This is a genomic window from Pseudothauera lacus (assembly GCF_003034845.1).
GTDB classification, from domain to species: Bacteria; Pseudomonadota; Gammaproteobacteria; order Burkholderiales; family Rhodocyclaceae; genus Pseudothauera; species Pseudothauera lacus.
Genome location: NZ_PZKC01000006.1, coordinates 137,432 through 164,104, shown reverse-complemented (window position 1 = coordinate 164,104; position 26,673 = coordinate 137,432). Strand labels below are relative to the sequence as shown.

The window sequence follows — 26,673 nt, the reverse complement described above, 5'->3', positions numbered from 1 at the left end:
CAGTGTTCCCCGCGGTGGGTGAAGTCCACGCAGCTGAACTGGAAACACCGCGTGCGCGGTACACGTACCCTGATGGAATCGGCACGCCGTGATGGCGGGGCGCTGGGCTGCGCGATGGCGCTGCAGTGTTGTCAATGCCGGTGCTGACGTACATTTCGACCTCTTCCTCGTCAAAGTCATCTCCCTGGGAACCACCGGCGTCGACAGCCCTGTGCGCGGCGGTGCAGTACCGGGCCGGGTGTACCTCGCCTGCCATCTACTCGGCATCCATGCTCACCTCGACCAAGTGATCAAGCCGGTCATCGATGAGTCCGATCAGGCAGTCGTGCTGGGGGGTGCCGTCGACAATCATCCGCGGCGGCCTACGCTGGTTGCCACCCGTAACACGCGTTTGAACGACTGCAATGCGGTACACCGTGTCTTGGTACCGGTAGTCGATCCTCATCGTTTGCCAGTCCGGTGGCAGACAGGGGGCGAGTCGCAGCCGGTTGCCCTCCTCCAGCGTTAATCCGAGCAGGGATTCGAGCACGAGCCGGTACATCCACCCGGCCGACCCGGTATACCAACTCCAGCCGCCACGGCCGACATGTGGACGCAGCGCATAGACGTCGGCAGCCACGACATAGGGTTCCAGTTTGTAGGTTTCGATAGCGGTGCTCGATGACCCGTGATTCACCGGGTTGATCAGGTCCATCAGTTCCCAGGCGCGCTCGCGCTCGCCGAGTGCGGCAAATGCCATCGCCGCCCAGATTGCCGCATGGGTGTATTGCCCGCCGTTCTCGCGTACCCCGGGGAGATATCCCCGGATATAACCGGGGTCCATGTCCGTGGTGTCGAAGGGCGGGTCGAGAAGCTGCACCAGGCCGTCGTTGTGGTGTACCAGGTGCTCATGGAGGGCATTCATCGCCATGCGCGCGCGCCTGTCGTCGCCCGCCCCGGACAGTACCGACCAGCTCTGCGAGATCGAATCGATGCGGCATTCCGTATTGGCCGCCGAACCCAGCGCGGTGCCATCGTCGAACCAGGCGCGGCGATACCACTGGCCATCCCATGCATGGCGTTCAATGTTCCCCCGCAGTGCCGCGCCCGCCTCGCTGCAGGACGCCGCGAAGGCCAGGTCGCCCCGCGCGCGCGCCACCGGGGTGAACTGCTCGAGCACCGTGATCAGGAAGAAACCGAGCCAGACGCTCTCGCCCTTGCCCTGGATGCCGACCCGGCTCATGCCGTCGTTCCAGTCACCGGAGCCGATAAGCGGCAGGCCGCGCTCGCCGAACCGGAGTCCGTGGCGGATCGCCCGCACACAGTGTTCGTATAGGCTGGCCGTATCGGTCGAGTGGCCGGGAAGATCGTAGTAGCCGTCCTCTTCCGCACCGACCGGACGCCCGTCCAGAAACCACGCCTGTTCATCCAGCACGCCGGCGTCACCAGTACACATGACATAGCGGCACACCGCCAGCGGCAGCCACAGGTAGTCGTCAGAACACTGCGTACGCACCCCGCGGCCCGAAGGGGGGTGCCACCAGTGCTGGACATCGCCCTCCCTGAATTGCCGGCTTGCGCATAGCAGAAGGTGTTCGCGCACCAGGTCCGGCCGGGTGTGCACCAGCGCCATGACGTCCTGCAACTGGTCGCGGAAACCGAACGCGCCGCCCGACTGGTAGTAGCCGTTGCGCGCCCACAGCCGACAAGCAAGCGTCTGGTACACCAGCCAGCCGTTGGCCAGCACGTTCACCGCCGGGTCGGGCGTCTCCACCTGGACCGCGCCAAGGGTGTGGCGCCAGTGCTGCCGCAGCGCTTCGAGGGTGTCGGCGGCGGCTTTCGGCCCGCGGTAGCGCTGCACCAGTTCGGTGGCGTGCTCGGCATTGCGCCCGACGCCAAGCCGGAAGACGATCTCGCGCCTCGCGCCTGTGGGCAGGTCGACACTGACCTGGATCGCGGCGCATGGGTCGAGCGCCGCGCCGACTTTTCCGGAAAGGCGCGATCGTCTCATGGCGGCCGGGTCGCGCAGCGTGCCGTTGCGCCCGATGAACTCCGCACGGTCGCCGGTCAGGGTGCGCTCGGGGTCATCGACATCGAAGAACGCACGATGCTCCGCGAACTCCGCGTTGAAGGCATTGCGTGCGAGCAGTGCGCCGTCGCGCGGAGCGATTTCGGTTACGACGTGCATGGCCGATTTCGATCGCAGGTCACCCAGCACCCACTCGACGTAGCCGGTCGCGGAAATCCTGCGCGGTCGGCCCGATGCGTTGTGCAACTTCAGCACCGAGAACTTCACCGGGGCGTCCGCCGCCACGTAGACCCAGAGCTCCGAGCGGATGCCTTCGTCCTGTGTATCGAAAACCGTGTAGCCGAATCCGTGGCGGATCACGCACGGCCGCGCAGCGCGGATGGAAAGGGGTGTGGGGGACCAGACGCGGCCGGTGTCCTCGTCGCGCAGGTACAGCGCCTCGCCGCAGGCGTCGCTCACCGGGTCGTTCTGCCACGGTGTGAGCCGGAACTCATGTGCGTTCTCACCCCATGTGCAGGCACCGCCACTTTCCGAGACCAGCGTGCCGAAGCCGGGATTCGCCAGGACATTCACCCAGGGCGCCGGCGTGACCCGCCCAGCTTCCAGCACGATGACGTACTCGCGCCCGTCGGCTGTGAAGCCACCGAGCCCGTTGGACAGGATCAGGTCGCGCGGTGGAGCTGATGTGGGCCCATCCGCGGCCGGCGCCTCGGTCGCCGGCGAACGCTTCGGCATCAGGAGCGGCAGCGACGGTGCCGCAATCCGTCGGTGGTCGAGCTGATCGAGCAGCGTTCCGCGTTCATCCGTGATCACCGCACGGGCGACCGCCTGGAACAGGATGCGGTCCTCGCTGGGCATGTGCTCGCAGGAGCGCACGAAGATGCCCCCTGGCCGGTCGATGATGCTGGCCTCGATGCCCGAGGCGATCAGCCCCATGATCTGTTCATGCAGGCGCTCGCGGTAGCCCGCGCGGTCCTCGTTCCAGATCACCAGATCCACTGCCAGCCCCTTCAGCCGCCAGTAGGCATGGGCCTGCACGAGTTGGCGTACGAGGTCGATGTTTGCCGCATTCTTGATCTGCAGCAGCACGATCGGCAGATCGCCGGAGATGGCATAGCCCCAAAGCGCGGACTGCCCGCGGTGATTGATCGCCAGCACCGAGGGGGCGGCGCGCAGTCCGGGGCTGGCGAAGATGACGGCGGCGGCAAGGCGTGCATGGAGTTGTGCGTCGCCCTCGCTGGCGTTGAGCTGCTGGAGCACCACCTGGTTGTGGGTCCATGCCAGCTCGAAGACCCTGTCGGCGAGATGCCGATCCTGGAACTTCCCGACTAGGCCGAGCGCCATCTCGCGGCTCTCGGCAATGCCCGACACAATGTCGATGGTTACCGACTGGTATGGCTCGAGTCCGATCGGGCAGCGAATCGCGACAATGGGGTCCAGCACCGCGCCGTCGGTACCCGAAAGCGTCCCCGGCGCGCTCATCGCTAACGGCTCGGCAGTGCTGCCGGTGCGGCCGATGAAGCGCTGGCGATCGGTTTCGAAGGACATTTCGCCCGCCTCGCCGTCATGAACCGCTATCAGGTGCAGCATCCACGGCGGATTCTCGGCAACCGAGCGCGGGCGCCTCCGGCACAGGATGGCGTTGTGTTCGCGCAGGATCTCGGTCTGCACGAAGAGATTACTGAAGGCCGGATGGAGTGCGTCCGAAGTTTGTGGCGCAATCACCACCTCGGCGTAGCTTGTGAGGTCGATTTCGCGGCGCTGCCGTGAGCGGTTGGTGATGCGTACCCGGCGCAGTTCGATGTCGTCCTCGGGCGAGACGACGATCTCGGTGTAGGTCTCGAACTCGCCTTCGCCATCGGCGGTTGCATCGCGGCGGCGGAACTCGGCCCGCCCCTCGCAGAAGATCGCTTCGTAATCCAGCGGCTTCCTGCGCGTCGGCTGGTAGCCGCTCGACCAGTACGCACCGTTCGCCAGCGTGGTCGATCCACCCGTCGTCTCGCGGATATAGCAGAAGCTGCCCCAGTTGTCGCAGGTACCGTCCTCGCGCCAGCGTGTAACGGCCAGGCCCTTCCAGCGACTGTAGCCACCGCCCGCGTTGGTGATCAGCACATGGTAGCGGCCGTTGGACAGCAGCTGAACCTCCGGGCTGGGCGTATCCGGGGTGGCGAACACGCGCATCGGGGTCTGGGCCGCCTCCGCGGTGGAATGCACCGCGGACAGCTGGGCGGTATGGGAGAACAGCGTGGAGGCCCGCGGAACCCGTTCCTGGAGCAGCAGCATGACCGTCTGCAACAAGGGCTCCGATTCGAAGCGGCGCTGCATCGGGCGGTCCAGGATCTGGTAGGCCAGCGCCAGCAGGCTCATGCCCTGGTGATGAGCCATGAATGAACGCACCACGGTGTGCGTCTGTCCGCGACGCTGCCGTGCCGGCGTGTAGTCGATCGCTTCGAAGAAGCCGAAGCGACCGAGGAAACCCGCCGCGGCGAGTCGCTGCAGGTTCTGGCAGGCATGCTCGGGCGCCACCATTAGCGCGAGCACCGAAGCATAGGGGGCTACCACGACGTCGTCGGCTAGCCCGCGCTTGAGTCCCAGCCCCGGAACGCCGAAGGCGTGGTACTGGTATTGCAACTGGGCGTCGACGGTGTTGTAGCCGGATTCCGACATGCCCCACGGTACGCCGCGCTGGTTGCCGTAGGCGATCTGGCGCGCCACGGCCGCACTGCAGCTGCGCTCGAGCAGCGTGTTGTCGTAGGTCGGCATCACCAGCAGCGGCATCAGATACTCGAACATCGAACCGCCCCACGACAGCAGCACCGGTTCTCCAGCCGCATCGATGAGCAGCCGCCCGAGTGCGAACCAGTTGTCCTGGGGGATTTGCCCCTGGGCAATGGCCACGAAGCTGCTCAGGCGCGCTTCCGAGGCCAGTAGGTCGTAGTAGCTCGCATCGGTGCGTTGCGCGGAGACGTCGTAACCAATGGCGAGCAGGTGGCGCGTGTGGTCGTACAGGAAAGTGAAGTCCATGCGCGCCAACTCGAAGGCTTGCGCAGCCATACGCTCGATCGCTGCGATCCGCTCACGCGCCCGCTCGCTCCCGGCCGCGGCGAGCTCCCGCAGGCTCGGAAGCTTGTCGCCTGTTCGGTGTGCAGTGCCGTCGGCGAGTTCATCGAGTTCATCGGGCAGCGCCTGACACTGGCGGGCAAGTGCGTCCGCCCACCAGGCGAAGTCGCCGTCCGGTCCGGTGTCTTCGCTGGCACCGCGGTCCGCGGCAGCCAACTGCGCAAGCTCCGCAGCGCGTCTTGCCAGCGCCGAGTAGGACGAATGTGCCTGTGCCACGGTCGCCGGCGGGGCGGCGCAAAGCAGCTCCAGTTCCGTGCGCAAGCCTGTCAGGCGGAGCGCAATGGGCGTGCCCGCGTCACCCGCCACCTGCTCCAGGACGGCAAGGCAGTCGGCCAGCCCGTCGAGCCACTGCGCCCCCAGTACCTTGTGATCGGGTAGCGCCAGCAGTCCGGCGCGCAGGGTCAGCAGGTGGGCGGCGAGATTGCCGCTGTCCACCGTCGAGATGTACAGCGGCGGCAGCGCCTTCAAGGTCTGCGTGTCATACCAGTTGTAGAAGTGCCCCCGGTTGCGTTCGAGCGCGGCCATCGTGCGCAGTGTGTTGGCGCTTCGCTCCAGCAGCCGCCCGGCGGTCAGATAGCCGAAGTCGTAGGCTGCCAGATTCGCCAGCAACGCCAGTCCCATGTTGGTCGGCGAGGTGCGGTGTGCTATCGCGGCAACTCGATATTCCTGGTAGTTGTCGGGTGGCAGCCAATGATCGTCCGGGCCGACGAATCGGTCGAAGTACCCCCAGGTGCGCCGCGACAACATGCGCAGGAAGTGCACCTGGGAGCCACTCAGGCTCGCCTTGCGGCGTATCAGCGGGCGGCTGATCCACCAAGCGACGAACGGTGACAGGAGCCACAGGAGCAGGATCGGTCCGGCCACGAGCAACACCGCCGGGTCGGCAACGGCAAGCCAGCCAGCCATTGCGAAAGCGGTGGCGGGACCGACCCACATCCTCCGCCAGGCCTGGGCCAGGTCGTTGTGGGCGGGGCTCGCCGACTCGCGATCGATCTCGCCCGACGGCTTCCATTCGAGCAGCCGGCGGTGGGTCACCAGCAGCCGCCAGTGGGTACGCACGATCGCGTCCAGACTGAAGCACGCCTCGTAGGGAAGACAGGCAAGCTCGAACCCGACCTGCATGGTGCGACGTACGGCCGAGTGTGCAACAGCCGAGAGGTGCTGGCGCAACAGCACCTCGTCGGACTTGCCGCACAGGTCGACCGCGGTGAGGCACATGGTGGGGATCAGCAATATGCCCAGTACCGCCAGGGTCCACAGCCATGCCGCAGGCAAGGCGGTCCACCCCAGCAGCAGCAGCAGCGTCAGTGTGGCTGGCACCAGGCTGCGCCGCAGGTTGTCGGCCAGCTTCCATTGCGATAGCGTCGAAAGCGGATTCTTGCGGTGATATGGGCCGCCACCGTCTTCGTACCCGCACGGCACGCGCCGCAGCAGCCACGTGGTCAACTGCCAGTCACCGCGAATCCAGCGGTGGCGCCGGCTGACATCGACGCTGTAGCGTGCCGGATAGTCCTCGTACAGGCACACGTCGCTCAGCAGTCCGGCGCGTGCGTAACAGCCTTCCAGCAGATCGTGGCTGAGAATCCGGTTTTCGGGGAGGCATCCGCCCAGTGCCTGTTCGAAGGTGTCGACATCGAAGATGCCCTTGCCGATGAACGAGCCTTCGCCGAACACGTCCTGGTACACGTCCGATACGGCGCGTGTGTACGGATCGACACCCGGCTCCCCGCCATGGAGTTGCGCATAGCGGGAGCGGTTGGTGCTCGGCAGACTGATTGCGATGCGTGGTTGAAGAATGCCATAACCCTCCGTGACGCGGCGCTTGACCGGGTCGTAGTGCGGGCGATTCAGCGGGTGCGCCATGGCCCCGACCAGCTGGTTTGCCGCATCGCGCGGCAGCTGTGTATCGGTGTCCAGCGTGATGATGTAGCTCACTTCGGACAGCGCCGCGGTGTCACCGACCACGAGCGCGAAGGCGTCGCGGGCCGGTTCGTGTACACCCGCCGCGCAGTCGCGCAGCAGCGCGATCACGTCCTCCAGCTTGCCGCGCTTACGCTCGTACCCCATCCAGATCCGCTCATGGGGGTTCCACCTCCGCGGGCGATGAAACAGGAAGAAGCGGTCATTGCCGATGAGCCCCCTGGTGCTGGCGTACTTCAGGTTCAGCGCCTCTATCCTTGCCTGGACCCGTTGCACCAGCGCTTCATCCTCGGCAAGCGAGGCCTGCGGCGCATCCAGAAAGTCCGTCACCAGGCCGAAGTGCAGACATTCGTCGCGGTTCGCCAGGAAGCGCACTTCCAGGGCCTCCGCCAGGCTCTCGATGGCTGCGGCGCTGGAAAGCATCGTCGGGACTACCACCAGCGTGCGCGAGCGCGGCGGGATGCCGTTCGAGAAGTCCATGCGGGGCAAGGGTTGCGGGGTCACCAACAGGGTTGCGAGCCAGTTCACCAGTGCGACCGCGAGCTGACTCGCCGCGAGCAGCGCGAGAACGGTAGTCGGCACGGACACCCATAGCGCGACGTGCTCAATCCCGCCCTGTGTCAGCAGTCCTGCGGTCACGGTCAGTGCGATCAAGGCGATCGCGCCCAGATAGGGCAGCAAGGGATGCCGGTCTGCAAGTCTGCGCAAGATGTCGAGAGCGCCCGGACGAATCTGCGCCGCCCGCTCGAGGCGCGGCATGCCGCGGTCGATCAGGTAGTAGCCGACATGCGCCTGGCGCTCCCCGGCGCCGCTGTCTGCTGCCGCGCGCGCCAGTTCGAGCGCCTTGCGCGCAACCTCGACCTCGGACAGGCGGCCCCGCTTCGCGATCCGCTCGGTGGCATGGCGGTAGCGATCGCGGGTGGCGAAGTCCATCCGGCCATAGACGCCTCCCGGGTCCTCGACCAGGGTGTGCTCGACCACGCTCATGCTCTCGACGAAGGCGCGCCAGTCGATCGCCCCCAGCGCACGCAGACTGCCGATGCTGTTGCTGATCGACACCTGATCGGCTGCTTGCTGCTGACTCTCCGACTGCACCATCAACTCTGTGGTCAGGCCCGCTTCGGCCAGGCGCTGCTCGATCCATGACAGTGCAAGCGTCAGCGCCGGCCCTCGCCCCTGCAGGCGGCGCGCAAGCTCGGCAACGAAGGCGCTAGCCATCGGCGGGTTGGAGCGTGCCATGTCGGCAATCACCACGATCAGGTTCTTCGCATCCTGCTCTGCGGTCTCGATCATCCGGTCCGCCCAGGTGTCGGCCAGGTTGCGCTCGTCCCACGCCGTGGCGACACGCACCCCGACACGGCGCAGGTTCTCGATCAGCGCCAGCCGCAGCATGATCGGAATCGCCCACAGTTCGCCGAGCTGAAGGGTGTCGACATTTTGGTAGGAGGTTACGAAGCGGCTGAGACTGTCGGTGTCCACCCGGCCATCGCCATGGGCGACGAGCTCCAGCGCGAGGTCATAGACGCGCGGGCAGCCGGCCGACGGTCCTTGCGCCAGACGGGGGAGTTCGCGGCTGTAGCCCTTGGGCAGGTGCCGCTTGGCGGTATTGATCTGTCCTTCAATGAGATAGAAGTTGTCCAGCAGCCATTCGCCGGCCGGGGTGATGCGGCGGTTCTCGGTGACGGCTTCGGTCAGGCGCCTGGATACCCCGACCAGGGCCGACTCGTTCGCTGCCAGGCGGGCCAGCAGGCGGTCCGGTGCGTACGCGCGTACCACTTGGTGCGCCGCCGCCAATGTCCTGCCGTGCTGTACCATCTGGTCGGCGCTGAAGAGCTCGGAGCGCAGCGGCAACTCGTCGTCAGGGGATGCAGGCAGGGCCGTGCGCGCGCCAAAGCGTGCCTTCAGCGTGCGCCAGGATTCGACGAATTGAGGCGCGCGTTTCAATGCTCAGGCCCCCGGCAGTCGGGCCGGCCATGCCCAGTCGCGGATCTCGGGCATGTCCTCGCCGTGCGCGTGGATGTAACGGGTGTGCTGGTTGAGCCGGTCGCGCATGAGCTGCTTGATGTGCGCGGCGCGGGGGTGCAGCTTCGGTACCCAGGTGGCGACATCGATCACCAGGTGGAAGCGATCCAGGGTGTTGAGCACCACCATGTCAAAGGGCGTGGTGGTGGTGCCTTCCTCCTTGTAGCCGCGCACGTGCAGATTGCCGTGGTTGCTGCGCCGGTAGGTCAGGCGGTGAATCAGCCACGGGTAGCCGTGGTAGGCAAAGAGAATGGGGGTGGCGGGGCGGAACAGCGACACGAACTCGGCGTCGGACAGGCCGTGCGGATGTTCTTCCCGGGGCTGCAGCGTCATCAGATCGACTACGTTGATGAAGCGGATCTTCAGCTCGGGGGTGAGTTCGCGCAGGATGTCGATGGCGGCGAGCATCTCCAGCGTGGGTACGTCGCCGGCGGCCGCCAGCACGATGTCCGGTTCGCCGCCCTGATCGCTGCACCCCCATTCCCACAGACCGATCCCGGCGCCGGCATGGTCGATCGCGGCGTCCATGTCGAGCCATTGGCGTTCGGGTTGCTTGCCGGCCACGATGACATTTACCAGATCGCGGCTTCTCAGGCACTGGTCGGTGACCACCAGCAGGGTGTTGGCATCGGGGGGCAGATAGACGCGAATGATGTCGGCTTTCTTGTTCACCACATGGTCGATGAAACCCGGATCCTGATGCGAGAAGCCGTTGTGGTCCTGGCGCCAGACGTGCGAGGTGAGCAGGATGTTGAGCGAGGCGATCGGGCGCCGCCACGCGATTTCGCCACACACCTTGAGCCACTTGGCGTGCTGGTTGAACATCGAGTCGATGATGTGGATGAAGGCCTCGTAGCAAGAGAACAAGCCGTGCCGCCCGGTGAGCAGATAGCCTTCCAGCCAGCCCTCGCAGGCGTGTTCGGAGAGCATTTCCACGACCCGCCCGTCGGGCGCGAGGTGCTCGTCGTAGTCGAAACGCGCATCCATCCACGTCCGGTCGGTGACCTCGAACAGCGCCCCGAGGCGGTTGGAGGCGGTCTCATCGGGGCCGAACACGCGGAAGTTGGTCATGTTCCGTCGCATCACGTCGCGCAGATACGTCCCCATCGCACGGGTCGCCTCCGCTCGCACGCTGCCGGGTGCGGGCACGACCACCGCGTAGTCGCGAAAGTCGGGCAAGCGCAGGTCGCGCAGCAGGGTGCCGCCGTTGGCGTGGGGGTTGGCCCCCATGCGGCGAGTGCCGGCAGGTGCGAGTGCCGCGAGTTCGGCGCGCAAGCTGCCGTCGGATTCAAACAGTGCTTCCGGGCCATATCCGTGCATCCAATCTTCGAGCAGGCGGATATGGTCGGGGTTATCCATCTCCCCGAACGGGACTTGGTGGGAACGCCAGAATCCCTCGCTTTTTCTGCCGTCTACTGCCCTCGGGCCGGTCCACCCCTTGGGCGAGCGCAGTATGATCATCGGCCACCGCGGACGGCTGAGGGGGCGGCTCTGGTCACCCCCAGCCCGCGCTTCATGCTGGATCGCCCGAATCTCGACAATTGCTGCGTCGGTTGCCGCCGCCATTAGCGCGTGCATGACTTTTGGGTCCTCGCCTTCGACGAAGTGGGGCTGGTAGCCATAGCCGGTCATCAGGTGTTCGAGCTCGCAGTTGCTGATCCGCGCGAGAATGGCTGGGTTGGCGATCTTGTAGCCATTGAGGTGCAGTATCGGTAGCACCGCACCGTCGCTGCGCGGATTGAGGAACTTGTTTGAATGCCAGGAAGTGGCCAGGGGGCCGGTTTCAGCTTCACCGTCCCCAACCACACAGCAGGCGATCAGATCAGGATTGTCGAATACCGCCCCGTAGGCGTGCAGCAGCGCGTAACCCAGTTCGCCGCCTTCATGGATGGAGCCAGGGGTCTCCGGTGCAGCATGGCTCGGGATGCCTCCCGGAAACGAGAACTGGCGAAAGAGGCGACGCATGCCTTCCTCATCCTGCGAGATGTCGGCGTACAACTCGCTGTAACTGCCCTCAAGCCAGGTGTTGGCGACCACCGCCGGTCCGCCGTGACCCGGGCCGGCAATGAAGATCATGGACAGATCCTGTTGCTGGATCAGCCGGTTCATGTGAACGTAGATGAAGTTCAGTCCCGGGGTGGTCCCCCAGTGACCGAGCAGTCGCGGTTTGATGTGGGAGCGCCGAAGGGGCTCCTTGAGCAGCGGATTGTCGAGCAGATAGATCTGCCCGACCGACAGATAGTTGGCGGCGCGCCACCAGGCGTCCATGCGCGCAAGTGTCCCGTGGTCAAGTGCGGCAGTGGTCGAGGCCATTTGGTTCTCCTGGATCATCCTTGGCAGGCCGTTGATGAGGAGACTCCTCTGCGCAGTCGGGGGCGATCCGCCAGGCCTGTCCTGCAATACGCTCAACCGTGTGTCGAGCGTCCAGTCCACTTGCCGGCTTCGTCGGCGATGGTGTCGGAAGGCCTGCTGCATGAACGATTTCTGTGCGCGCTGCGCAACGTACTCTCGTGCATCCGCTTGCCGAAGCGTCTCATTCCCTTGATCCGGCTGTACCGACAGTACAGGCCGGACTGCGGGCACATCTGTTCGTTGCCGCACAGATGCCCGGATGGTGCAGGCCTTTTTGCTTTTGATGCGCCGACCTGAACATGACCCTGTTGGCCGAGCAGAAGAAGGAGTTGAGACTGGCCGTCTGACGGCCACCGCCGTGGTCGGCGCTTCGGACTGCGCCCTGTGCACCGGTCACGGCAACCCGGATTCAATTGATTCCCTGACCAGCCTGTGTGCGCGACTACGCGCACACAACTCGATTCGGGCTCGATCGCGCGCAGCAAGGTATGGGCTGTCGGATTTTTTTACATTTTTCCCGCGTACTGCCCACGTCGCTCGGCAAGTCTCTGATTGTAATCGGTTATGTTTCTTGGCTTGATTTTTGCTAATCAGGCGTGAGATTGCTTTTTACCGAGGTTTTGATGACTTTCAGCCCTTCCCGCTTGCTGGCCGCCTCCGCGCTGAGCCTCGCTGCCGGTCTCGCTCACGCCGGGGTCGACCAGAGCTGGAGCCTTACTTCGGGTTCTTCTGGGGTGAATGTCAGCGCCTGGACCGCGTCGAACACGACCAATCTGCTCAGTGCGGGTACGGTGACGAACTGGAGCGGTGGTGTCGGCGCCAGTTATTCGGGCGAGCCGACCAGCTCCCCGCAGCACGCGCTCGACAACCACACCCGCTTCGAGAGCCTGTTGCTCGATTTCGGCAGCGAAGCAGTGAATCTCAGCAAGATCGGTGTGGGTTGGTCTGAAGCATGGGCCAATCAGACTTCCTGCACCTGGTGGGGGAGTTGCTCGACCAGTTTCAAGAATGTCGGCAGTCAGACCGACCTTTTCGTGCTTGCCTACACCGGCAGCGACCCGTTCTCGGCGTCGAGCATGAGCGGCCTGTCCTACAGCCAGCTGCTCAACAACGGCTGGGAAATCGTCGCCAACGTCAGCGGCAGCACCGGGACGCGCGACATCGCTACGGCCACGCCGATCTACTCCAGTTTCTGGCTGATCGGCGCCGGTTCCTTCGAGGCCACCTCGGGCGGTGCTGCGATCACCACCGGTGACGGCCGTCATGATTTCATCAAGATCGCCGGCGTCACCGGCAGCGTCCGTCCGCCCCCGCCGCCGAGCACCGTGGCCGAACCCGGCTCGCTCGCCCTGCTGGGTCTCGGCATGCTTGGCATGCTGGCGCTGCGGCGCCGGCGCAGCGTCTGAACTGAACGGCGGCGACAGCATTTCCAGCGGGCCACGCACATAGCGTGGCCCGTTTTCCCGATGCAGGCCTTGACCGCGCGCTGCCAGCCCTTATCGTGACGGGCATGAACTACCTTGCCCACGTCTTTCTTGCCGGGCCGGCGCCGGCCGACCGTGTCGGCGGGCTGATCGGCGATTTCGTCAAGGGTGTGCTCGATCCTCCCCCGCCGGGGCTCGACGCCGCACTCATCGACGGTGTGCGCCTGCACCGCAGCATCGACAGCTTTGCCGACCGCCACCCTGCCTTCCAGCGCAGCCGCGCGCGGGTCAGCGCGGCGCGGCGGCGGGTGTCAGGCATCATGGTCGATCTGTTCTACGATCATTTCCTTGCCCGCCATTGGACAGCGCTGGCCGGGCAGCGTGGCTTCGACGCCAGTCTGCCGGCCAGCACCGCCGCCCTCTACCGCGAGGTCGGGAACTGGCCGGGGGCCTTGCCGCCGTCCTTCATCGAGGTGTTCGCGCGTATGGCTGCGCACGACTGGCTGGCAAGCTATGCCAGCAGCGCGGCGGTCGCTCTCGCGCTCGACCGCATGGCGCATCATCGCCTGCGCCAGCCCAATGCGCTGGCCGGAGCGGGGGCCGAGCTGCTCGATCACTACGACGGTTTCGAGGCTGATTTCTTTCTCTTCATCGCCGATGCCGAAGGCCATGCTGCCGCGCTCAGGGAGGGCCGTCGATGCGCTTGAACTGGCTCCGTGCGCTGCGCGGCAGGCGCGGAGAATGGTACGTCGCCGGCCAGGGTGCTCTGTTCCTGCTGCTTGTCGGCGGGCCGCGCAGCATCGGTGGCCTGCAGCCGTGGCCGTCCGGGCTGCAGGTCGCAGGAGAGGCGGGCGGCGCCGTGCTGCTTGCCACCGGGGCGCTGATCGCGCTGCTTGCCGCCACCCACCTCGGCCGCAGCCTGACGCCGCTGCCGCATCCGCGCGACGATGGCAGCCTGGTGTTGCGCGGCCTCTACCGCTGGGTCCGGCACCCGATCTACTTCGGTGTCATCCTGATGGCCTTCGGCTGGGCGCTCTACGTACAGGGGACGCTGACCCTCGTCTATGCGGGGCTGCTGTTCCTCTTCCTCGATCTCAAGTCGCGGCGCGAGGAGCGCTGGCTGCTGGCGCGCTATCCCCACTACGCCGCCTACCGCCGCCGCGTGCGCAAGCTGCTGCCCTTCCTGTACTGAGCGTCTGCGGCTGCTGCAGACGGCAACAGGCCCCGCACGCTTGCGCGTGCGGGGCCTGTTCATGCCGGCCTTGCAGCAGTGCTCAGCCGCAGGTGCCGACCGCGCCGCAGGCGGTGCAGAAATCGCAGCCGTCCTTGCGGATCACGGTGTGGTTGCCGCACTCGGAGCACAGCGCGCCCTGCATCAGCTGGGGTTCGCTGTCGTCGCGCGGCGACTCCAGGATGCCCATCTCGCGGGTCGGGTAGCCCTTCTCGTCGAGCACGCCGAGCATGGCGTAGCGGTGGATCATCAACTGGGCGATGTAGGCCACGGTGCTGGGGTAGTTCTGCTGGCGCTTGGTGCCCGGGATGAAGGCCATGAAGTCGCCCAGAGGTTCCGGGTAGTCGAGCAGCTTGCGCAGCTTCATGCCGATCCAGGCCGGGTCCATGACGCGCATGTCGAGCGACAGGATGCGGGTGAGGCCGTCGAGCGCGCGCGGGTAGTTGCCGGAGAGCCACACCGAGTAGGGGCGGGTGACGCCGTCGGGGAGGGTGATCTCCTTGAGGCCGAGGACGAAGTCTTCGCCGGTGGCCGGGTTGTAGATATCCACCGTCCACGACAGCGTGCCGTCGGTGCCGGTCTTGGGCTCTTCGAGGCTGAACAGGGTCTCCAGCACCGGGGAGGCTTCTTCGGTGTCGAAGCTGCCGAGCTGCTCGCAGCGGTAGCGCACCACCTGGGCGAAGGCCGAGACGGCGCCGGGCATCAGCTTCTTCTCGCCGTGCGGCGGGAAGGGCATCTCGAAGGACTTCTCGCCCACGGTGCGCGCCAGGGTGTCGAGCTTGAGCTTGAGCCAGCCGCGGTCGTTGGCGCGCATGTCCATCGACAGGGTCTTGGCCACCGCGCCCAGGCCGCGCGGCTGGTCGGCGCCGTTGACCCACACTTCGAAGGGGAAGGTGCCGCCGTTGGTGCCGAACTGGCCGACGAACAGCGCGAAGTCGCCGCTCGGCGTGGCGAGCATGTAGGTCCACGCCATGTTGCCGTCGGGCATCTCCGGGCGTCCCGGCCAGCGCAGGCTGGACAGCACCGGGGCAGGCAGGCTCTTGATCGAGAGGCGCTTGTTGGCGTCGGCGATCTCGACGTCGTGGGGCTGCTTCTGCTCGGTGGTGGGGGTCACCGACAGCACCGAACCCAGCACCGAGTTGGGCCGGTAGGTGGCCAGGCCCTTGAGGCCGGCCTTCCACGCGGTGAGGTAGAGGTCCTCGAACTCGGCGTAGGGGTAGTCCTCGGGTACGTTCACCGTCTTGGAGATGGAGGTGTCGATGTAGGGGGCGACGGCGGCGACCATGTCCTTGTGCGCCTGCGCGGAGATCTCCAGCGCGGTGACGAAGTAGGGCGGCAGCTTGTCGACCTTGCCGCCGAGGTGGCGGTACAGGCGCCAGGCGTAGTCCTCGACGGCGTATTCCTTGAAGGTGCCGTCGGCCATGCGCTTGCGCCGGGTGTAAGTGTAGGAGAAGGGCGGTTCGATGCCGTTGGAGGCGTTGTCGGCAAAAGCCAGGCTGATCGTGCCGGTGGGGGCGATCGACAGCAGGTGGGAATTGCGGATGCCGTGCTTGCGGATCTTGTCCTTCACGTCGGCGGGCAGGCGCGAGGCGAAGTTGCCGCCGGAGAGGTAGAGGTCGGCGTTGAAGAGCGGGAAGGAGCCACGCTCGCGGGCCAGCTCGACGGAGGCGAGATAGGCGCGGTTGCGCATGTAGTCGGAGATCTTGCGGGCTTCCTCGCGCGCTTCAGGGGTGTCGTAGCGGCGCGTGAGCATGATCAGCGCATCGCCCAGGCCGGTGAACCCGAGGCCGACGCGGCGCTTCGACTGGGCTTCGTTGAGCTGCTGTTCGAGCGGCCAGTGGGTGACGTCGAGGACGTTGTCGAGCATGCGGATGGCGACGTCGATGACCTTGCCGAAGGCGGGGTAGTCGAACTCGGCCTGCTCGGTGAACGGGTTCTTGATGAAGGGAGTGAGATTGACCGAACCCAGGCAGCAGCAGCCATAGGGCGGCAGCGGTTGTTCGGCGCAGGGGTTGGTGGCCTCGATGGTCTCGCAGTAGTAGAGGTTGTTGTCCGCGTTCATGCGGTCGAGGAAGAGGATGCCCGGCTCGGCGTGGTCGTAGGTCGAGCGCATGATCTGGTCCCACAGCTCGCGCGCGCGCACCTTGCGATACACCCACAGGCCATCGTCGCGCTGGTAGGCGCCGGCCTCCTTGACCTCGTCGGTGGGTTCGGACTTGTGGGTGAGTTCGACGTGGCCGTCGGCCTCCACTGCTTCCATGAACGGGTCGGTGACCCCCACGGAGATGTTGAAGTTGGTGAGGTCGCCGTGGTCCTTGGCGTGGATGAATTCCTCGATGTCGGGGTGGTCGCAGCGCAGCACGCCCATCTGCGCGCCGCGGCGCGCGCCGGCGGACTCCACCGTCTCGCAGGAGCGGTCGAAGACGCGCATGTAGGACACCGGGCCGGAAGCGTTGGAGGCGGTGCCCTTGACCAGCGCGCCCTTGGGGCGGATGGAGGAGAAGTCGTAACCCACGCCGCCACCGCGGCGCATGGTTTCGGCGGCCTGGGCGAGCGCGGTGTAGATGCCCGGACGGCCATCGACGGCCTCGGTGACCGAATCGCCCACGGGCTGCACGAAGCAGTTGATCAGCGTGGCCTGCAGCTTGGTGCCGGCGGCGCTGTTGATGCGCCCGGCGGGGACGAAGCCGCGCTCCTGGGCGTCGTAGAACTTGGCTTCCCAGTACGCCCGCTTGTCCTCGGCCTCGACGGCGGCCAGCGCGCGCGCAACGCGGCGGCGCACTTCGTTGATGCTGGTCTCCTCGCCCTTGGCGTATTTTTCGATCAGGACTTCGCCGGAAATCTCCTGCGGAGCGAGCGTGGCTGCACTGGCCTTGCTGCCCGCCTCGTTCTGGGTGGTAGCGCTCATCGTTGATGTGTCCGTGGTGGTGTGTAGGTGGTCTGTGGAACGCTGTGAAGCATAGCTCCAAATGCTTTGATGTGCAAAAAAATAAAGTTAATAAAAAACAATAGATTACGACCTTTGATCGTATGTCAACAATTTCTTATCTACTACATCTAGTAGCCTCATGAGACCTCTTTCATGCACTGAAAGCCTTGAAATGACAGGGTTGGAGGCCGAAAACATCGGCATAAAGACGTAGCGCAGGTCTATAATCGCCACAGTCAAACGGCAGGAGTCGCACCCATGGGCAGGCTCGACGCTTCGCAACTGGCGGCACAGGCGTGCACCCGCAACGGCGGGGATGCCACCCGCCTGCTGCAGGTGCTGATAGACGTACAGGAGAAGGCCGGCTGGCTGTCTGCCGAGCTGATCAGCGCAGTCGCCGCCGAACTCGGCGTGCCGCGGGTGCGGGTCGAGGGCGTGGCCGGCTTCTATTCCTTCCTGTACACCGAACCGGTGGGCAACTACCGGGTGCTGTTCTCCGACAACATCACCGACCGCATGCTGGGCGCCCCTGAGTTGATGGACGCGCTGTGCGGCAAGCTGTGGGTGGAGCGCGGCAAGCTCTCCGAAGATGGTCTGGTGAGCGTTGATACCACCTCCTGTACGGGGATGTGCGACCAGGGACCGGCACTGCTGGTCAATGGCCGTCCGCTGACGCGGGTCGATCACCGCCGCGTCAACCAGATCGCCGAGCTGATCCGCCGCAAGGAGCCGCTCTACGCCTGGCCCAGCGAGCTGTTCCGGGTCGACGACAACATCCGCCGCCGTGACGCCCTGCTGGGCCCCGACCAGCGCCCGGGCGAAGCCCTGCGTGCGGCGCTGACGCGCGGACGCGAGGACTGGCTGGCGCAGATGCGGCTGTCCAATCTGCGCGGTCGTGGCGGCGCGGGTTTCACCACGGCGGTGAAATGGCAGGCCTGCCGCGATGCCGCGGGCGCCGACAAGGTGGTGGTGTGCAACGCCGACGAGGGCGAACCCGGCACCTTCAAGGACCGCGTGCTGCTGAGCAGCTTTGCCGACCAGGTGTTCGAGGGCATGACCCTGGCGGCGTGGGCGGTGGGGGCGCAGCGCGGCTTCCTCTACCTGCGCGGCGAGTACCGCTACCTCCTCGACCATCTTCAGCACGTGCTGGCGCGGCGGCGCAGCGCCGGACTGCTCGGCAATGCCATCCTCGGCGAGACCGGTTTCGACTTCGACATCGACATCCACCTTGGCGCCGGTGCCTACGTCTGCGGCGAGGAAACCGCCCTGCTCGAATCGCTCGAAGGCAAGCGTGGCACGCCGCGCATCCGTCCGCCTTTCCCGGTCACCCACGGCTATCTGGGGCGGCCGACGGTGGTCAACAACGTCGAGACCCTGGCCAAGACCACCCTCATCGCGCTGCATGGCGGCGAAGCCTTTGCGGCCACCGGCACCGCGCAATCGACCGGCACCAAGCTGCTGTCGATCTCCGGTGACTGTGCCTACCCGGGGATCTACGAGTACCCCTTCGGGGTCAGCATCGAGCACGTCCTGGAAGACTGCGGGGCCTCCGACGTGCAGGCCGTGCAGGTCGGCGGGGCCTCGGGGATGACGCTGGCGAGCTACGAGTTCCACCGCCGCATCGCCTTCGAGGACGTGCCCACCGCAGGGGCCTTCATGATCTTCGATTCAAGCCGCGACATGTTCGAGGTGGCGCGCAACTTCGTCCATTTCTTCGCTCACGAGAGCTGCGGCTTCTGTACCCCGTGCCGGGTCGGCACCTCGCTGCTCGACAACTACATGAACAAGCTGGCGAGCGGTTACGGTGCCAAGATGGATCTCGCCGACATCGAGTGGATCAACCGCCTGCTGCGCCAGTCCAGCCACTGCGGGCTGGGTTCGAGCGCGCCCAACGCAGTGGTCGATGCACTGGTGAAGTTCCGTCCGGCCTTCGAGCGTCATCTGCGCAATCTCGACTTCGAGCCCGCCTTCGATCTCAACGCCGCCCTCGCCGGGGCGCGCACGGCCGCCGGGCGCGACGACCCCGGCGCCTTCCTCGACCGTGAGCAGGAGACCACGCGATGAGCAGGCAGTTTCTCTTCGACGGCCAGCCGGTTCCCTTCGAGGACGGCCAGACCATCCTCCAGGCCGCCCACGCCGCCGGTCACTACATCCCGCACCTGTGCTGGCATCCGGACTTTCCGCCGCACGGCTCGTGCAAGCTGTGCATCGTCAAGGTCGGTGGCCGGCACGTATCGTCCTGTGCGCTGCCGGCCAAGGAAGGCATGGAGGTGGAGAGCAATACCCCGGAGATCAACGGCGAGCGTCGCGCGCTGCTGCAGATGCTGTTCGTCGAGGGCAATCACTTCTGTCCGTCGTGCGAGAAGAGCGGCAACTGCCAGTTGCAGGCGCTGGCCTACGACCTCGAGATGCTCACCCCGCGCTTCAACCACTTCTTCCCCGACCGTCCGGTGGATGCCTCGCACCGCGACATGCTGCTCGACTTCAACCGCTGCATCTTCTGCGAGCTGTGCGTGCGCGCCTCGCGCGACGTCGACGGCAAGAACGTCTTCGCACTCACCGGGCGCGGCATCCACAAGCACCTGGCGGTGAATGCGGAGTCCGGGCGGCTTGCCGACACCGACTTTGCCGCCGACGATCTGGCCGCCAACATCTGCCCGGTGGGGGTGATCCTGCACAAGCGCGTCGGCTTTGCGGTCACCATCGGCAAGCGCAAGTACGACGCCAAGCCCATCCATACCGTGGCGCTGGAGGAGGGAGAGTGATGGACAACGCTGCCCGCGACGCCCGCCGGCCGAAGCTGCGCGTCGCCACCACCTCGCTGGCCGGCTGTTTTGGCTGTCACATGTCGCTGCTCGACATCGACGAGCGCCTCTTCGACCTCGTCGAGCTGGTCGATTTCGACCGCTCCCCGCTCACCGACATCAAGCACTGCGGGCCCTGCGACATCGGCCTCATCGAAGGCGGGGTGTGCAATGCCGAGAATGTCCACGTACTGCGCGAATTCCGCCGCAACTGCAAGATCCTGGTGGCGGTGGGAGCCTGTTCGGTGAATGGCGGCCTGCCGGCGCAGCGCAATCATCTCGACGTCGGCGCCTGCCTGCAGCAGGTCTACCAGTATCGCGAAGGGGTCGCCGGCGCACAGATTCCCAGCGATCCCGAGCTGCCGCTGCTGCTCGACAAGGTGCGTCCGATCCACGAGGTGGTGCGGGTCGATTACTTCGTCCCCGGCTGTCCGCCGTCTGGCGATGCGCTGTGGAAGTTCCTCACCGACCTGATCTCCGGCCGCACGCCGCGGCTGTCCCACCCCATGCTGCACTACGACTGACCCGCGCAGGACGAACGCCGATGAGTTTCGAATTGGAAACCGCACAGAACCGCGACACCCTGCGCCGCGTTGCCATCGACCCGGTGTCGCGGGTGGAGGGGCACGGCAAGGTCACCCTGCTCCTCGACGAGCACGACGAAGTGCGCGAGGCCCGCCTGCACATCGTCGAGTTCCGTGGCTTCGAGGTCTTCATCCAGGGCCGCCCGTACTGGGAGGTGCCGGTGATGGTGCAGCGCCTGTGCGGCATCTGCCCGGTCAGCCACCACCTCGCCGCCGCCAAGGCGCTCGACGTTGCCGTGGGGGCGACACCGGTCACCGCCAGCGCCGAGAAGATGCGCCGCCTGATGCACTACGGGCAGATGCTGCAGTCGCATGCGCTGCACTTCTTCCACCTTTCCTCGCCCGATCTGCTCTTCGGCTTCGATTCCGAAGTGGCGCGCCGCAACATCGTTGGCGTCGCCGCCGCGCACCCCGAGGTCGCCCGCCAGGGCGTGCTGCTGCGCAAGTACGGCCAGGAGGTCATCCGTGCCACCGCGGGCAAGAAGGTGCATGGCACCAGCGCGGTCCCCGGCGGCATGAACCGCCACCTTGCCGACGCCGACCACGAACTGCTCAGCCGCGACATCAACCAGATCGTGGACTGGAGCCGTGCGGCGGTGGAACTGGTGAAGCGCCTGCATCGCGCCGATCCCGCCCTCTACGACGTCTTCGGCAGCTTCGAGTCGGCGATGATGAGCCTGGTCCGTGCCGACGGTGCGATGGATCTGTACGACGGCGACCTGCGTTTCCGCGATGCCGACGGCAAGGTGCTGATCGACCACCTGTGCGATCAGGACTACGCCAGCGTGATCTGCGAGGAGGTCAAGTCGTGGAGCTACATGAAGTTCCCCTTCATGCGCGCGCGTGGCCCCGAGCAGGGCTGGTACAAGGTCGGTCCGCTGGCCCGCGTGCAGAACTGCGACTTCATCCCCACGCCCTTTGCCGAAGCCGAGCGGCGCGAATTCATCGATCACGGTCGCGGTCGTCCGGTGCACGCCACGCTGGCCTACCACTGGGCGCGCATGATCGAGATGCTGCATGCCGCCGAGGTGATCCGCGAACTGCTCGACGATCCCGATCTGCGCAGCGGCGAACTGCTCACCACCGGCACCCGGCGCCGTGAAGGGGTGGGCATCATCGAGGCCCCGCGCGGCACGCTGATCCACCATTACCGCATCGGCGAGGACGACCTGGTGACGATGTGCAATCTCATCGTCTCCACCACCCACAACAACCAGGCCATGAACACCGCCGTGCGCGAGGTCGCCAAGCGCTACCTTTCCGGCCGGCGCCTCACCGAAGGCCTGCTCAATCACATCGAGGTCGCCGTGCGCGCCTTCGACCCCTGCCTGTCCTGCGCCACCCATGCGCTCGGGCAGATGCCGCTGGTGGTTGAGCTGAGCACTGCCGACGGTCAGTGTGTGGACCGTGTGGTGCGTGAATCCACCCACTGTGGCTGAAGCCTTGCCGACGGTGGTGATGTTCGCGGTCGGCAACGAATCGCGCGGCGACGACGCCCTTGGCCCGCGGCTGGCGCGTGCGGTCGAACAGGCGGCGCCGGCGGGTGTGCGCGTGGTGGGCGACTTCCAGCTGCAGATCGAGCATGCGCTCGACATCGACGGCGCCGACCTGGTGCTCTTCGTCGATGCCGCGCAGCGCCAGGATGCCGCCCTGCGTTTCGTCGAGATCGCCCCCGTCGACGGCCGCGCGGCCTTCTCGCATGCGCTCGCTCCGGCCGCCGTGCTGGGTGTCTACCGCCAGTTGCGCGGCACGCCGCCGCCGGCCTTCGTGCTCGGCGTGGCCGGGGAGAACTTCGAACTGGGCGCCCCGCTGTCGGGCGCCGCGCAGGCTGCCGAGACTGCGGCACAGGCATTCCTCGCGCGGCTGCTGGGCACTCCGCAGGTCACGGCCTGGCGCAGCCTGTGCGGCTGATGTTCAGCGGTGGTGATGGGCGGCGGCGAGGCTGGGGAAAAACAGTGCGACGAAGGCGGCGAGATTGAGCTCGGCATCCTCGCGGACGCGTCCGAAGCTGTCCGGCGACATCTGCAACTGCTGCCACACCGCAGCTTCGATGCGTGCCGCTGCCGCCGCGCTCGGCTCGCCGTCGCGGTCGGCGAGGACGATGCGGCCGGCGACGTGGATGATGGCGGCGTCGAAGCTGCTTTCGCCTCCCAGGCGGGGATTGAGCTGGGCACCGAGGATGGTGGCGAAGCTTGCCGGCAGGCGCCAGTGGTCGGCCAGGGTGGCCGCCACCTCGGCATGGTCACAGCCGATGATGCGGCGCTCTGCGGCGGCAACGTCCTCGCTGCCGCTGACGGCCGCTTGCTGGGCCTGCCAGGCCAGTTCGGGGACGAGCTGGTACATCGCCAGGTGGCCGATGTCGGCGAGCAGGCCGACCACGAACATGCGGTCCGCCGACGGCAGGCCGCTGCCGCGGGCGATGCTGCGCGCGGCCAGGCCGCACATCACGCTGCCGCGCCAGAAGCGGTACATGTCCATGTTTTCCGGACGGATGCCGGCGAACACCGAGCTGATCGACATTGCCAGCACGAGGTCGTGTACCTGCTGCAGGCCGAGAATCTGCACCGCGCGGTTGATCGTCTCGACCTGTCCGCCATAGCCGTACAGCGCGCTGTTGACGACGCGCAGCATGCGTGCGGAGAGCGCCGGATCGGCACACACCAGGCGGCCGACTTCGGTCACCGAGCCCTCGGGTGAATCGAGTTCCTCGCGGATGCGGTGATAGACCGTGGGCAGCGAGGCGAGGGCGTCGAGTTGCGAAACCAGTTCCTGGGCCGAGTGCATGTGCGTGTTCCGGTGTGTAGCACGGCCATTATCGACGATTCGCCGCCCTTCGTGTGAGTGAGCTGGGGCGCGGTATCCGCCGTGCCGTCACACTGATGCGGCAGAATGAAGAACCTGGTGTCAGCCGTTGATGTTGAGGGGATGAGGATGAACGAGACCTTGCGCGTGATCAGCTGGAACATCCAGTGGGGCAGGGGTGCTGACGGGCGGGTGGATCTGGCCCGTACAGTGGATGCCCTGCATGCGCTGGGCGGCGCCCAGGGCGCCGCGCTGATCTGCCTGCAGGAGGTCGCCTGCTGCTTCCCCGGCCTGCCCGGCGGGGCGGAGGAGGATGAGGTGGCGCTGCTGCGGGCGGCTTTCCCGGGCTATCAGGCGGTATTCGGCGCCGGCGTGGATGTGCCGGGCAGCGCCGGCGGGCGGGCGCGTTTCGGCAATCTGCTGCTGTCGCGCCTGCCGCTCGGGCAGGTTTACCGCCATCTGCTGCCGGCCCCCGCCGATGGCGGCTTGCCGTCGATGCAGCGGGTCTGCGTGGAGGCGGTGGTGGAGGCGCCATGGGGGCCGTTGCGCGTTCTCACCACCCACCTCGAATACTATTCGGCGCGCCAGCGCATGGCGCAGGTGCAGGCGCTGTGCGCGCTGCAGGAGTCCGTCGTGGACAGTGCGCGGGTCGCCGCGGCGCCGCGCGTCAAGGAAGGCAATGCCAGCTTCGCGCCCTGGCCGCGGCCGCCCGCGGCGCTGCTGTGCGGCGACTTCAACTGCGAACCGGGCAGTGCCGAACACGCCGCGCTGCGCGCCGGCCCGCACTGGCACGATGCCTGGGTGGCCTGCCATGGCGATCTGCCACACGCGCCCACGGTGGGCCTGCACGGCGCCGAATGGCCGCAACGGGCCTACTGCTGCGACTATTTCTGCGTTACCGGGGAACTCCTGCCGCGTCTGGCCGACGTGGCGGTCGATGGCGGTACGGCCGCATCCGACCACCAGCCGGTGACCCTCGACCTTTTCAGCGCCCCGGGAGGCTGAGCCGGTCAGCGCTTCAGCCTGTCGTGCTGCCGAGGAAGTCGCGCAACGCGTCGCCCAGCGCTCCCGGCGCTTCGGCCATCATGGCGTGGCCGGCGCCGGCGAGGGTGTGCAGGCGCACTGCGGCGCCACCCCTGGCGAGGGCGTCGAGCAGCGGGCGGGTGGCCCGTGGCGGCGTCATCTGGTCGCGCTCGCCGCACACCACCAGGGTCGGACAGCCAACCCGCGCGGCGGCTTCGAGTCCATCGGTGTAGGCGTTGCAGGCGGCCAGATCGGCGGCCAGCACCCCTTCGCGCTGGCGCGCCATGAGGGCGGCATTGAGACCCGGCAGCCACAGCCCTGGGCAAGCGCTGGCGCCGATATGGCTGGTGGGGACGTAGGACCACTGGTTGATCATGGCGTGGGCGCGTGCGCGCTGGCTGCGTGCCGCATCGAGGAGCGGCGCGGCGACCGGCATCGGTGCGACGCTGCCGACCAGGACAAGGGCGCTGATGCGCGGGCTGCGTGCGCTGCAGGCGAGCGCCACCAGCGACCCCATGCTGTGGCCGACGAGGGCGGCGCGGGCGACACCGGCGGCGTCGAGCAGGGCCTCTATCCATTCCGCAAGCGCTGCGATGCCGGTCAGCGCTTCGCCAGCGGAAGCGCCGTGGCCGGGGAGGTCGGGGGCGAGGACGGCGAAGCCGTGATGGGCGAGATGGCGGGCCTGGTACTGCCACACGCTGTGGTCGTGGCCGGCACCGTGGATCATCACCACTGCGGGCAGGCGGCGGTCGAAGCTGCGCCCGCCGCAGTAGATGCGCGTGGGTTGGCCAAGTACGTTGAGGTCCATGGTGCTCAGGTCCTGCTCAGTTTGCCGGCGGCGGCGAGGCCGCGGTCGAGGTCGGCGAGCAGGTCGGCGAGGCTCTCCAGCCCCACCGACAGGCGCACCGTGCCCTCGCCGATGCCGGCGGCGGCGAGATCGGCCGCCGACATGCGGAAATGGGTGGTGCTGGCGGGATGGATGACCAGCGACTTGGCATCGCCGACGTTGGCGAGATGGGAGAACAGGCGCAGGGCCTCGATGAAGGCCTGCCCCGCAGCGCGTCCGCCCTTGAGTTCGAAGGACAGCACTGCACCGGCGCCGGCAGGAAGCAGGCGAGCGGCGAGGGCGTGGTCGGGGTGGCCGTCGAGCCCGGGGTAGGCCACCCTGGCGACCTGCTCGTGGGCAGCCAGATGCGCGGCGACCTGGCGGGCGTTGTCGACATGGGCGCGCATGCGCAGCGGCAGGGTCTCCAGGCCCTGGAGGATCTGGAAGGCGTTCATCGGCGACAGGCAGGCGCCGAAGTCGCGCAGACCCTCGCGGCGCGCGCGCAGCAGGAAGGCGGCAACCGGCGACTCCTCGGCGAAGTCCATGCCGTGGAAGCCGTCGTAGGGTTCGGTGAGGGTCGGAAAGAGGCCGGCGGCCTCCCAGTCGAAGCGGCCGCCGTCGACCAGCACGCCGCCTACCGCCACGCCGTGGCCGCCGAGGAACTTGGTCGCCGAGTGCATCACCAGGTCGGCGCCCAACTCCAGGGGGCGTTGCAGGCAGGGGGTGACCAGGGTGGCGTCGACCAGCAGCGGCAGGTGGTGCGCATGGGCGATCTGCGCCACGGTGGGAATGTCCAGCACGTCGAGCCCGGGGTTGCCGAGCGATTCGCCGAAGAACAGCCGCGTCTCCGCGCGTACCGCGTCACGCCAGGCGTCGGGGTCGCGCGGGTCGACGAAGGTGGTGTGGATGCCGAAGCGCGGCAGGGTATAGCCGAGCAGGTTGTGCGAGCCACCGTACAGCGAGCGCGAGGCGACGATGTGGCCGCCTGCGCCCATCAGGGTGACGATGGTCAGATGCAGGGCGGCCTGTCCGCTGGCAGTGGCGATTGCGCCGACACCGCCTTCGAGTGCGGCAACGCGTTCTTCCAGCACCGCCACGGTGGGGTTGGAGATGCGTGCGTAGACGTGGCCCGGGCGTTCTAGGTTGAACAGTTCGGCGGCCTCGGCGGTGTCGCTGAAGACGTGGCTGGTGGTGAAATGGATGGGGGTGGCACGCGAACCGTGGGTGGGGTCGGGCGACTGCCCTGCGTGCAGGGCGAGGGTGTCGCGGCCGTAGGGGGTGGATGCGCTCATCGGTCTGCGGGGTGGGATCAGGCCAGTTCGTCGGGTTCGAGCATGCGCTCGATGAGGGTGATACGGTCTTTCAGGGCGAGCTTGCGCTTCTTCAGCCGGCGCAGCAGCAGTTCGTCCTGCGGCGGGGCGTCGCCGAGGCCGGCGATGGCCTCGTCGAGGTCGCGGTGTTCGGCGCGCAGCGCCAGCAGGCGGGCCTGCAGGCTGGTGACATCCTCAAAGCCGTGGTCGCTGTCGCTCATCGCCCGCTCCGCCATGCCGGGGGCGCCTCTGCGCCCGTTGATCGGTTCTCTGCGGGGGCCATCTTAGTCGACCCATCGTTGCAGCGTCGAGTCTGCG

At 66.9% G+C, this 26,673-nt stretch carries 16 protein-coding genes; 9 read left to right on the top strand and 7 right to left on the bottom strand.

The window, feature by feature from the left end:
• Positions 1-256 precede the first annotated feature (256 nt).
• Together C8261_RS09270 and C8261_RS09265 are read right to left on the bottom strand one after the other, a co-directional pair.
• Complete coding sequence (locus C8261_RS09270) at positions 257-8,992, bottom strand: GH36-type glycosyl hydrolase domain-containing protein (RefSeq protein WP_235864882.1); 8,736 nt, start codon at positions 8,990-8,992, stop codon at positions 257-259.
• 3 nt (positions 8,993-8,995) lie between these two features.
• Complete coding sequence (locus C8261_RS09265; RefSeq protein WP_107493420.1) at positions 8,996-11,383, bottom strand: phosphoketolase family protein; 2,388 nt, start codon at positions 11,381-11,383, stop codon at positions 8,996-8,998.
• 662 nt (positions 11,384-12,045) lie between these two features.
• Here C8261_RS09265 and xdp1 point away from each other — a divergent pair.
• From xdp1 to C8261_RS09250, 3 genes are all read left to right on the top strand, one after another.
• A complete protein-coding gene (gene xdp1 / locus C8261_RS09260; RefSeq protein WP_107493419.1) occupies positions 12,046-12,828 on the top strand; it encodes an exosortase-dependent surface protein XDP1 in 783 nt (260 codons plus the stop codon).
• A gap of 104 nt (positions 12,829-12,932) precedes the next feature.
• Positions 12,933-13,553 carry an acyl carrier protein phosphodiesterase gene (locus C8261_RS09255; protein ID WP_107493418.1) on the top strand — a complete coding sequence of 207 codons (621 nt, stop codon included), beginning with the start codon at positions 12,933-12,935 and terminating at the stop codon, positions 13,551-13,553.
• Entirely contained in the window at positions 13,544-14,038 is a 495-nt protein-coding gene (locus C8261_RS09250; RefSeq protein WP_107493417.1) for a methyltransferase family protein, read from the top strand. The genes C8261_RS09255 and C8261_RS09250 overlap by 10 nt, the downstream gene beginning before the upstream one ends.
• Before the next feature lie 82 nt (positions 14,039-14,120).
• On the opposite strand, the gene C8261_RS09245 is transcribed toward C8261_RS09250, so the two are convergent.
• Positions 14,121-16,985 carry an adenosylcobalamin-dependent ribonucleoside-diphosphate reductase gene (locus C8261_RS09245; protein ID WP_107493416.1) on the bottom strand — a complete coding sequence of 955 codons (2,865 nt, stop codon included), beginning with the start codon at positions 16,983-16,985 and terminating at the stop codon, positions 14,121-14,123.
• Between the two features lie 279 nt (positions 16,986-17,264).
• Here C8261_RS09245 and C8261_RS09240 point away from each other — a divergent pair, with 279 nt between their 5' ends.
• From C8261_RS09240 to C8261_RS09220, 5 genes are read left to right on the top strand one after another with little or no spacing between them, the layout of a single operon-like run.
• Positions 17,265-19,070, top strand: coding sequence for an NAD(P)H-dependent oxidoreductase subunit E (locus C8261_RS09240; RefSeq protein ID WP_107493415.1), 1,806 nt, complete (start codon positions 17,265-17,267; stop codon positions 19,068-19,070).
• Positions 19,067-19,771, top strand: coding sequence for a 2Fe-2S iron-sulfur cluster-binding protein (locus C8261_RS09235; protein ID WP_107493414.1), 705 nt, complete (start codon positions 19,067-19,069; stop codon positions 19,769-19,771). Before C8261_RS09240 ends, C8261_RS09235 begins: the two co-directional genes overlap by 4 nt.
• Positions 19,771-20,334: an NADH-quinone oxidoreductase subunit B family protein gene (locus C8261_RS09230; protein ID WP_107493412.1), complete on the top strand. Its 564-nt coding sequence runs from the start codon at positions 19,771-19,773 to the stop codon at positions 20,332-20,334. Before C8261_RS09235 ends, C8261_RS09230 begins: the two co-directional genes overlap by 1 nt.
• 20 nt (positions 20,335-20,354) lie before the next feature.
• A complete protein-coding gene (locus tag C8261_RS09225; RefSeq protein WP_107493410.1) occupies positions 20,355-21,833 on the top strand; it encodes a Ni/Fe hydrogenase subunit alpha in 1,479 nt (492 codons plus the stop codon).
• Entirely contained in the window at positions 21,811-22,305 is a 495-nt protein-coding gene (locus C8261_RS09220; protein ID WP_235864880.1) for a hydrogenase maturation protease, read from the top strand. The genes C8261_RS09225 and C8261_RS09220 overlap by 23 nt, the downstream gene beginning before the upstream one ends.
• A gap of 3 nt (positions 22,306-22,308) precedes the next feature.
• Here C8261_RS09220 and C8261_RS09215 read toward each other — a convergent pair whose 3' ends face one another.
• Positions 22,309-23,178 (bottom strand): HDOD domain-containing protein, encoded by an 870-nt coding sequence (locus C8261_RS09215; protein WP_107493408.1) that lies wholly within the window; start codon positions 23,176-23,178, stop codon positions 22,309-22,311.
• Positions 23,179-23,325: 147 nt separating this feature from the next.
• Here C8261_RS09215 and C8261_RS09210 point away from each other — a divergent pair, with 147 nt between their 5' ends.
• Positions 23,326-24,201: an endonuclease/exonuclease/phosphatase family protein gene (locus C8261_RS09210; protein ID WP_235864879.1), complete on the top strand. Its 876-nt coding sequence runs from the start codon at positions 23,326-23,328 to the stop codon at positions 24,199-24,201.
• A 13-nt stretch (positions 24,202-24,214) separates the two neighbouring features.
• On the opposite strand, the gene C8261_RS09205 is transcribed toward C8261_RS09210, so the two are convergent.
• Genes C8261_RS09205 through C8261_RS09195 form a run of 3 tightly spaced genes read right to left on the bottom strand, consistent with a single transcriptional unit; the run spans position 24,215 to position 26,576 of the window.
• Complete coding sequence (locus C8261_RS09205) at positions 24,215-25,027, bottom strand: alpha/beta fold hydrolase (protein WP_107493407.1); 813 nt, start codon at positions 25,025-25,027, stop codon at positions 24,215-24,217.
• Between the two features lie 5 nt (positions 25,028-25,032).
• Positions 25,033-26,337 (bottom strand): O-acetylhomoserine aminocarboxypropyltransferase, encoded by a 1,305-nt coding sequence (locus C8261_RS09200; protein WP_107493405.1) that lies wholly within the window; start codon positions 26,335-26,337, stop codon positions 25,033-25,035.
• Positions 26,338-26,354: 17 nt separating this feature from the next.
• Positions 26,355-26,576, bottom strand: a complete 222-nt coding sequence (locus C8261_RS09195; RefSeq protein WP_107493403.1) for a DUF465 domain-containing protein — start codon at positions 26,574-26,576, stop codon at positions 26,355-26,357.
• Positions 26,577-26,673: the final 97 nt, after the last annotated feature.

What these genes read in the sequence shown, in the direction of transcription:
- C8261_RS09250 (WP_107493417.1), top strand. Translation starts at nt 13,544, where the DNA reads ATGCGCTTGAACTGGCTCCGTGCGCTGCGCGGCAGGCGCGGAGAATGG.
- C8261_RS09225 (WP_107493410.1), top strand. Translation starts at nt 20,355, where the DNA reads ATGAGTTTCGAATTGGAAACCGCACAGAACCGCGACACCCTGCGCCGC.
- C8261_RS09215 (WP_107493408.1), bottom strand. Translation starts at nt 23,178, where the DNA reads ATGCACTCGGCCCAGGAACTGGTTTCGCAACTCGACGCCCTCGCCTCG.
- C8261_RS09230 (WP_107493412.1), top strand. Translation starts at nt 19,771, where the DNA reads ATGGACAACGCTGCCCGCGACGCCCGCCGGCCGAAGCTGCGCGTCGCC.
- C8261_RS09245 (WP_107493416.1), bottom strand. Translation starts at nt 16,985, where the DNA reads ATGAGCGCTACCACCCAGAACGAGGCGGGCAGCAAGGCCAGTGCAGCC.
- C8261_RS09240 (WP_107493415.1), top strand. Translation starts at nt 17,265, where the DNA reads ATGGGCAGGCTCGACGCTTCGCAACTGGCGGCACAGGCGTGCACCCGC.
- C8261_RS09255 (WP_107493418.1), top strand. Translation starts at nt 12,933, where the DNA reads ATGAACTACCTTGCCCACGTCTTTCTTGCCGGGCCGGCGCCGGCCGAC.
- C8261_RS09205 (WP_107493407.1), bottom strand. Translation starts at nt 25,027, where the DNA reads ATGGACCTCAACGTACTTGGCCAACCCACGCGCATCTACTGCGGCGGG.
- C8261_RS09200 (WP_107493405.1), bottom strand. Translation starts at nt 26,337, where the DNA reads ATGAGCGCATCCACCCCCTACGGCCGCGACACCCTCGCCCTGCACGCA.
- C8261_RS09265 (WP_107493420.1), bottom strand. Translation starts at nt 11,383, where the DNA reads ATGGCCTCGACCACTGCCGCACTTGACCACGGGACACTTGCGCGCATG.
- C8261_RS09210 (WP_235864879.1), top strand. Translation starts at nt 23,326, where the DNA reads ATGAACGAGACCTTGCGCGTGATCAGCTGGAACATCCAGTGGGGCAGG.
- xdp1 (WP_107493419.1), top strand. Translation starts at nt 12,046, where the DNA reads ATGACTTTCAGCCCTTCCCGCTTGCTGGCCGCCTCCGCGCTGAGCCTC.
- C8261_RS09235 (WP_107493414.1), top strand. Translation starts at nt 19,067, where the DNA reads ATGAGCAGGCAGTTTCTCTTCGACGGCCAGCCGGTTCCCTTCGAGGAC.
- C8261_RS09195 (WP_107493403.1), bottom strand. Translation starts at nt 26,576, where the DNA reads ATGAGCGACAGCGACCACGGCTTTGAGGATGTCACCAGCCTGCAGGCC.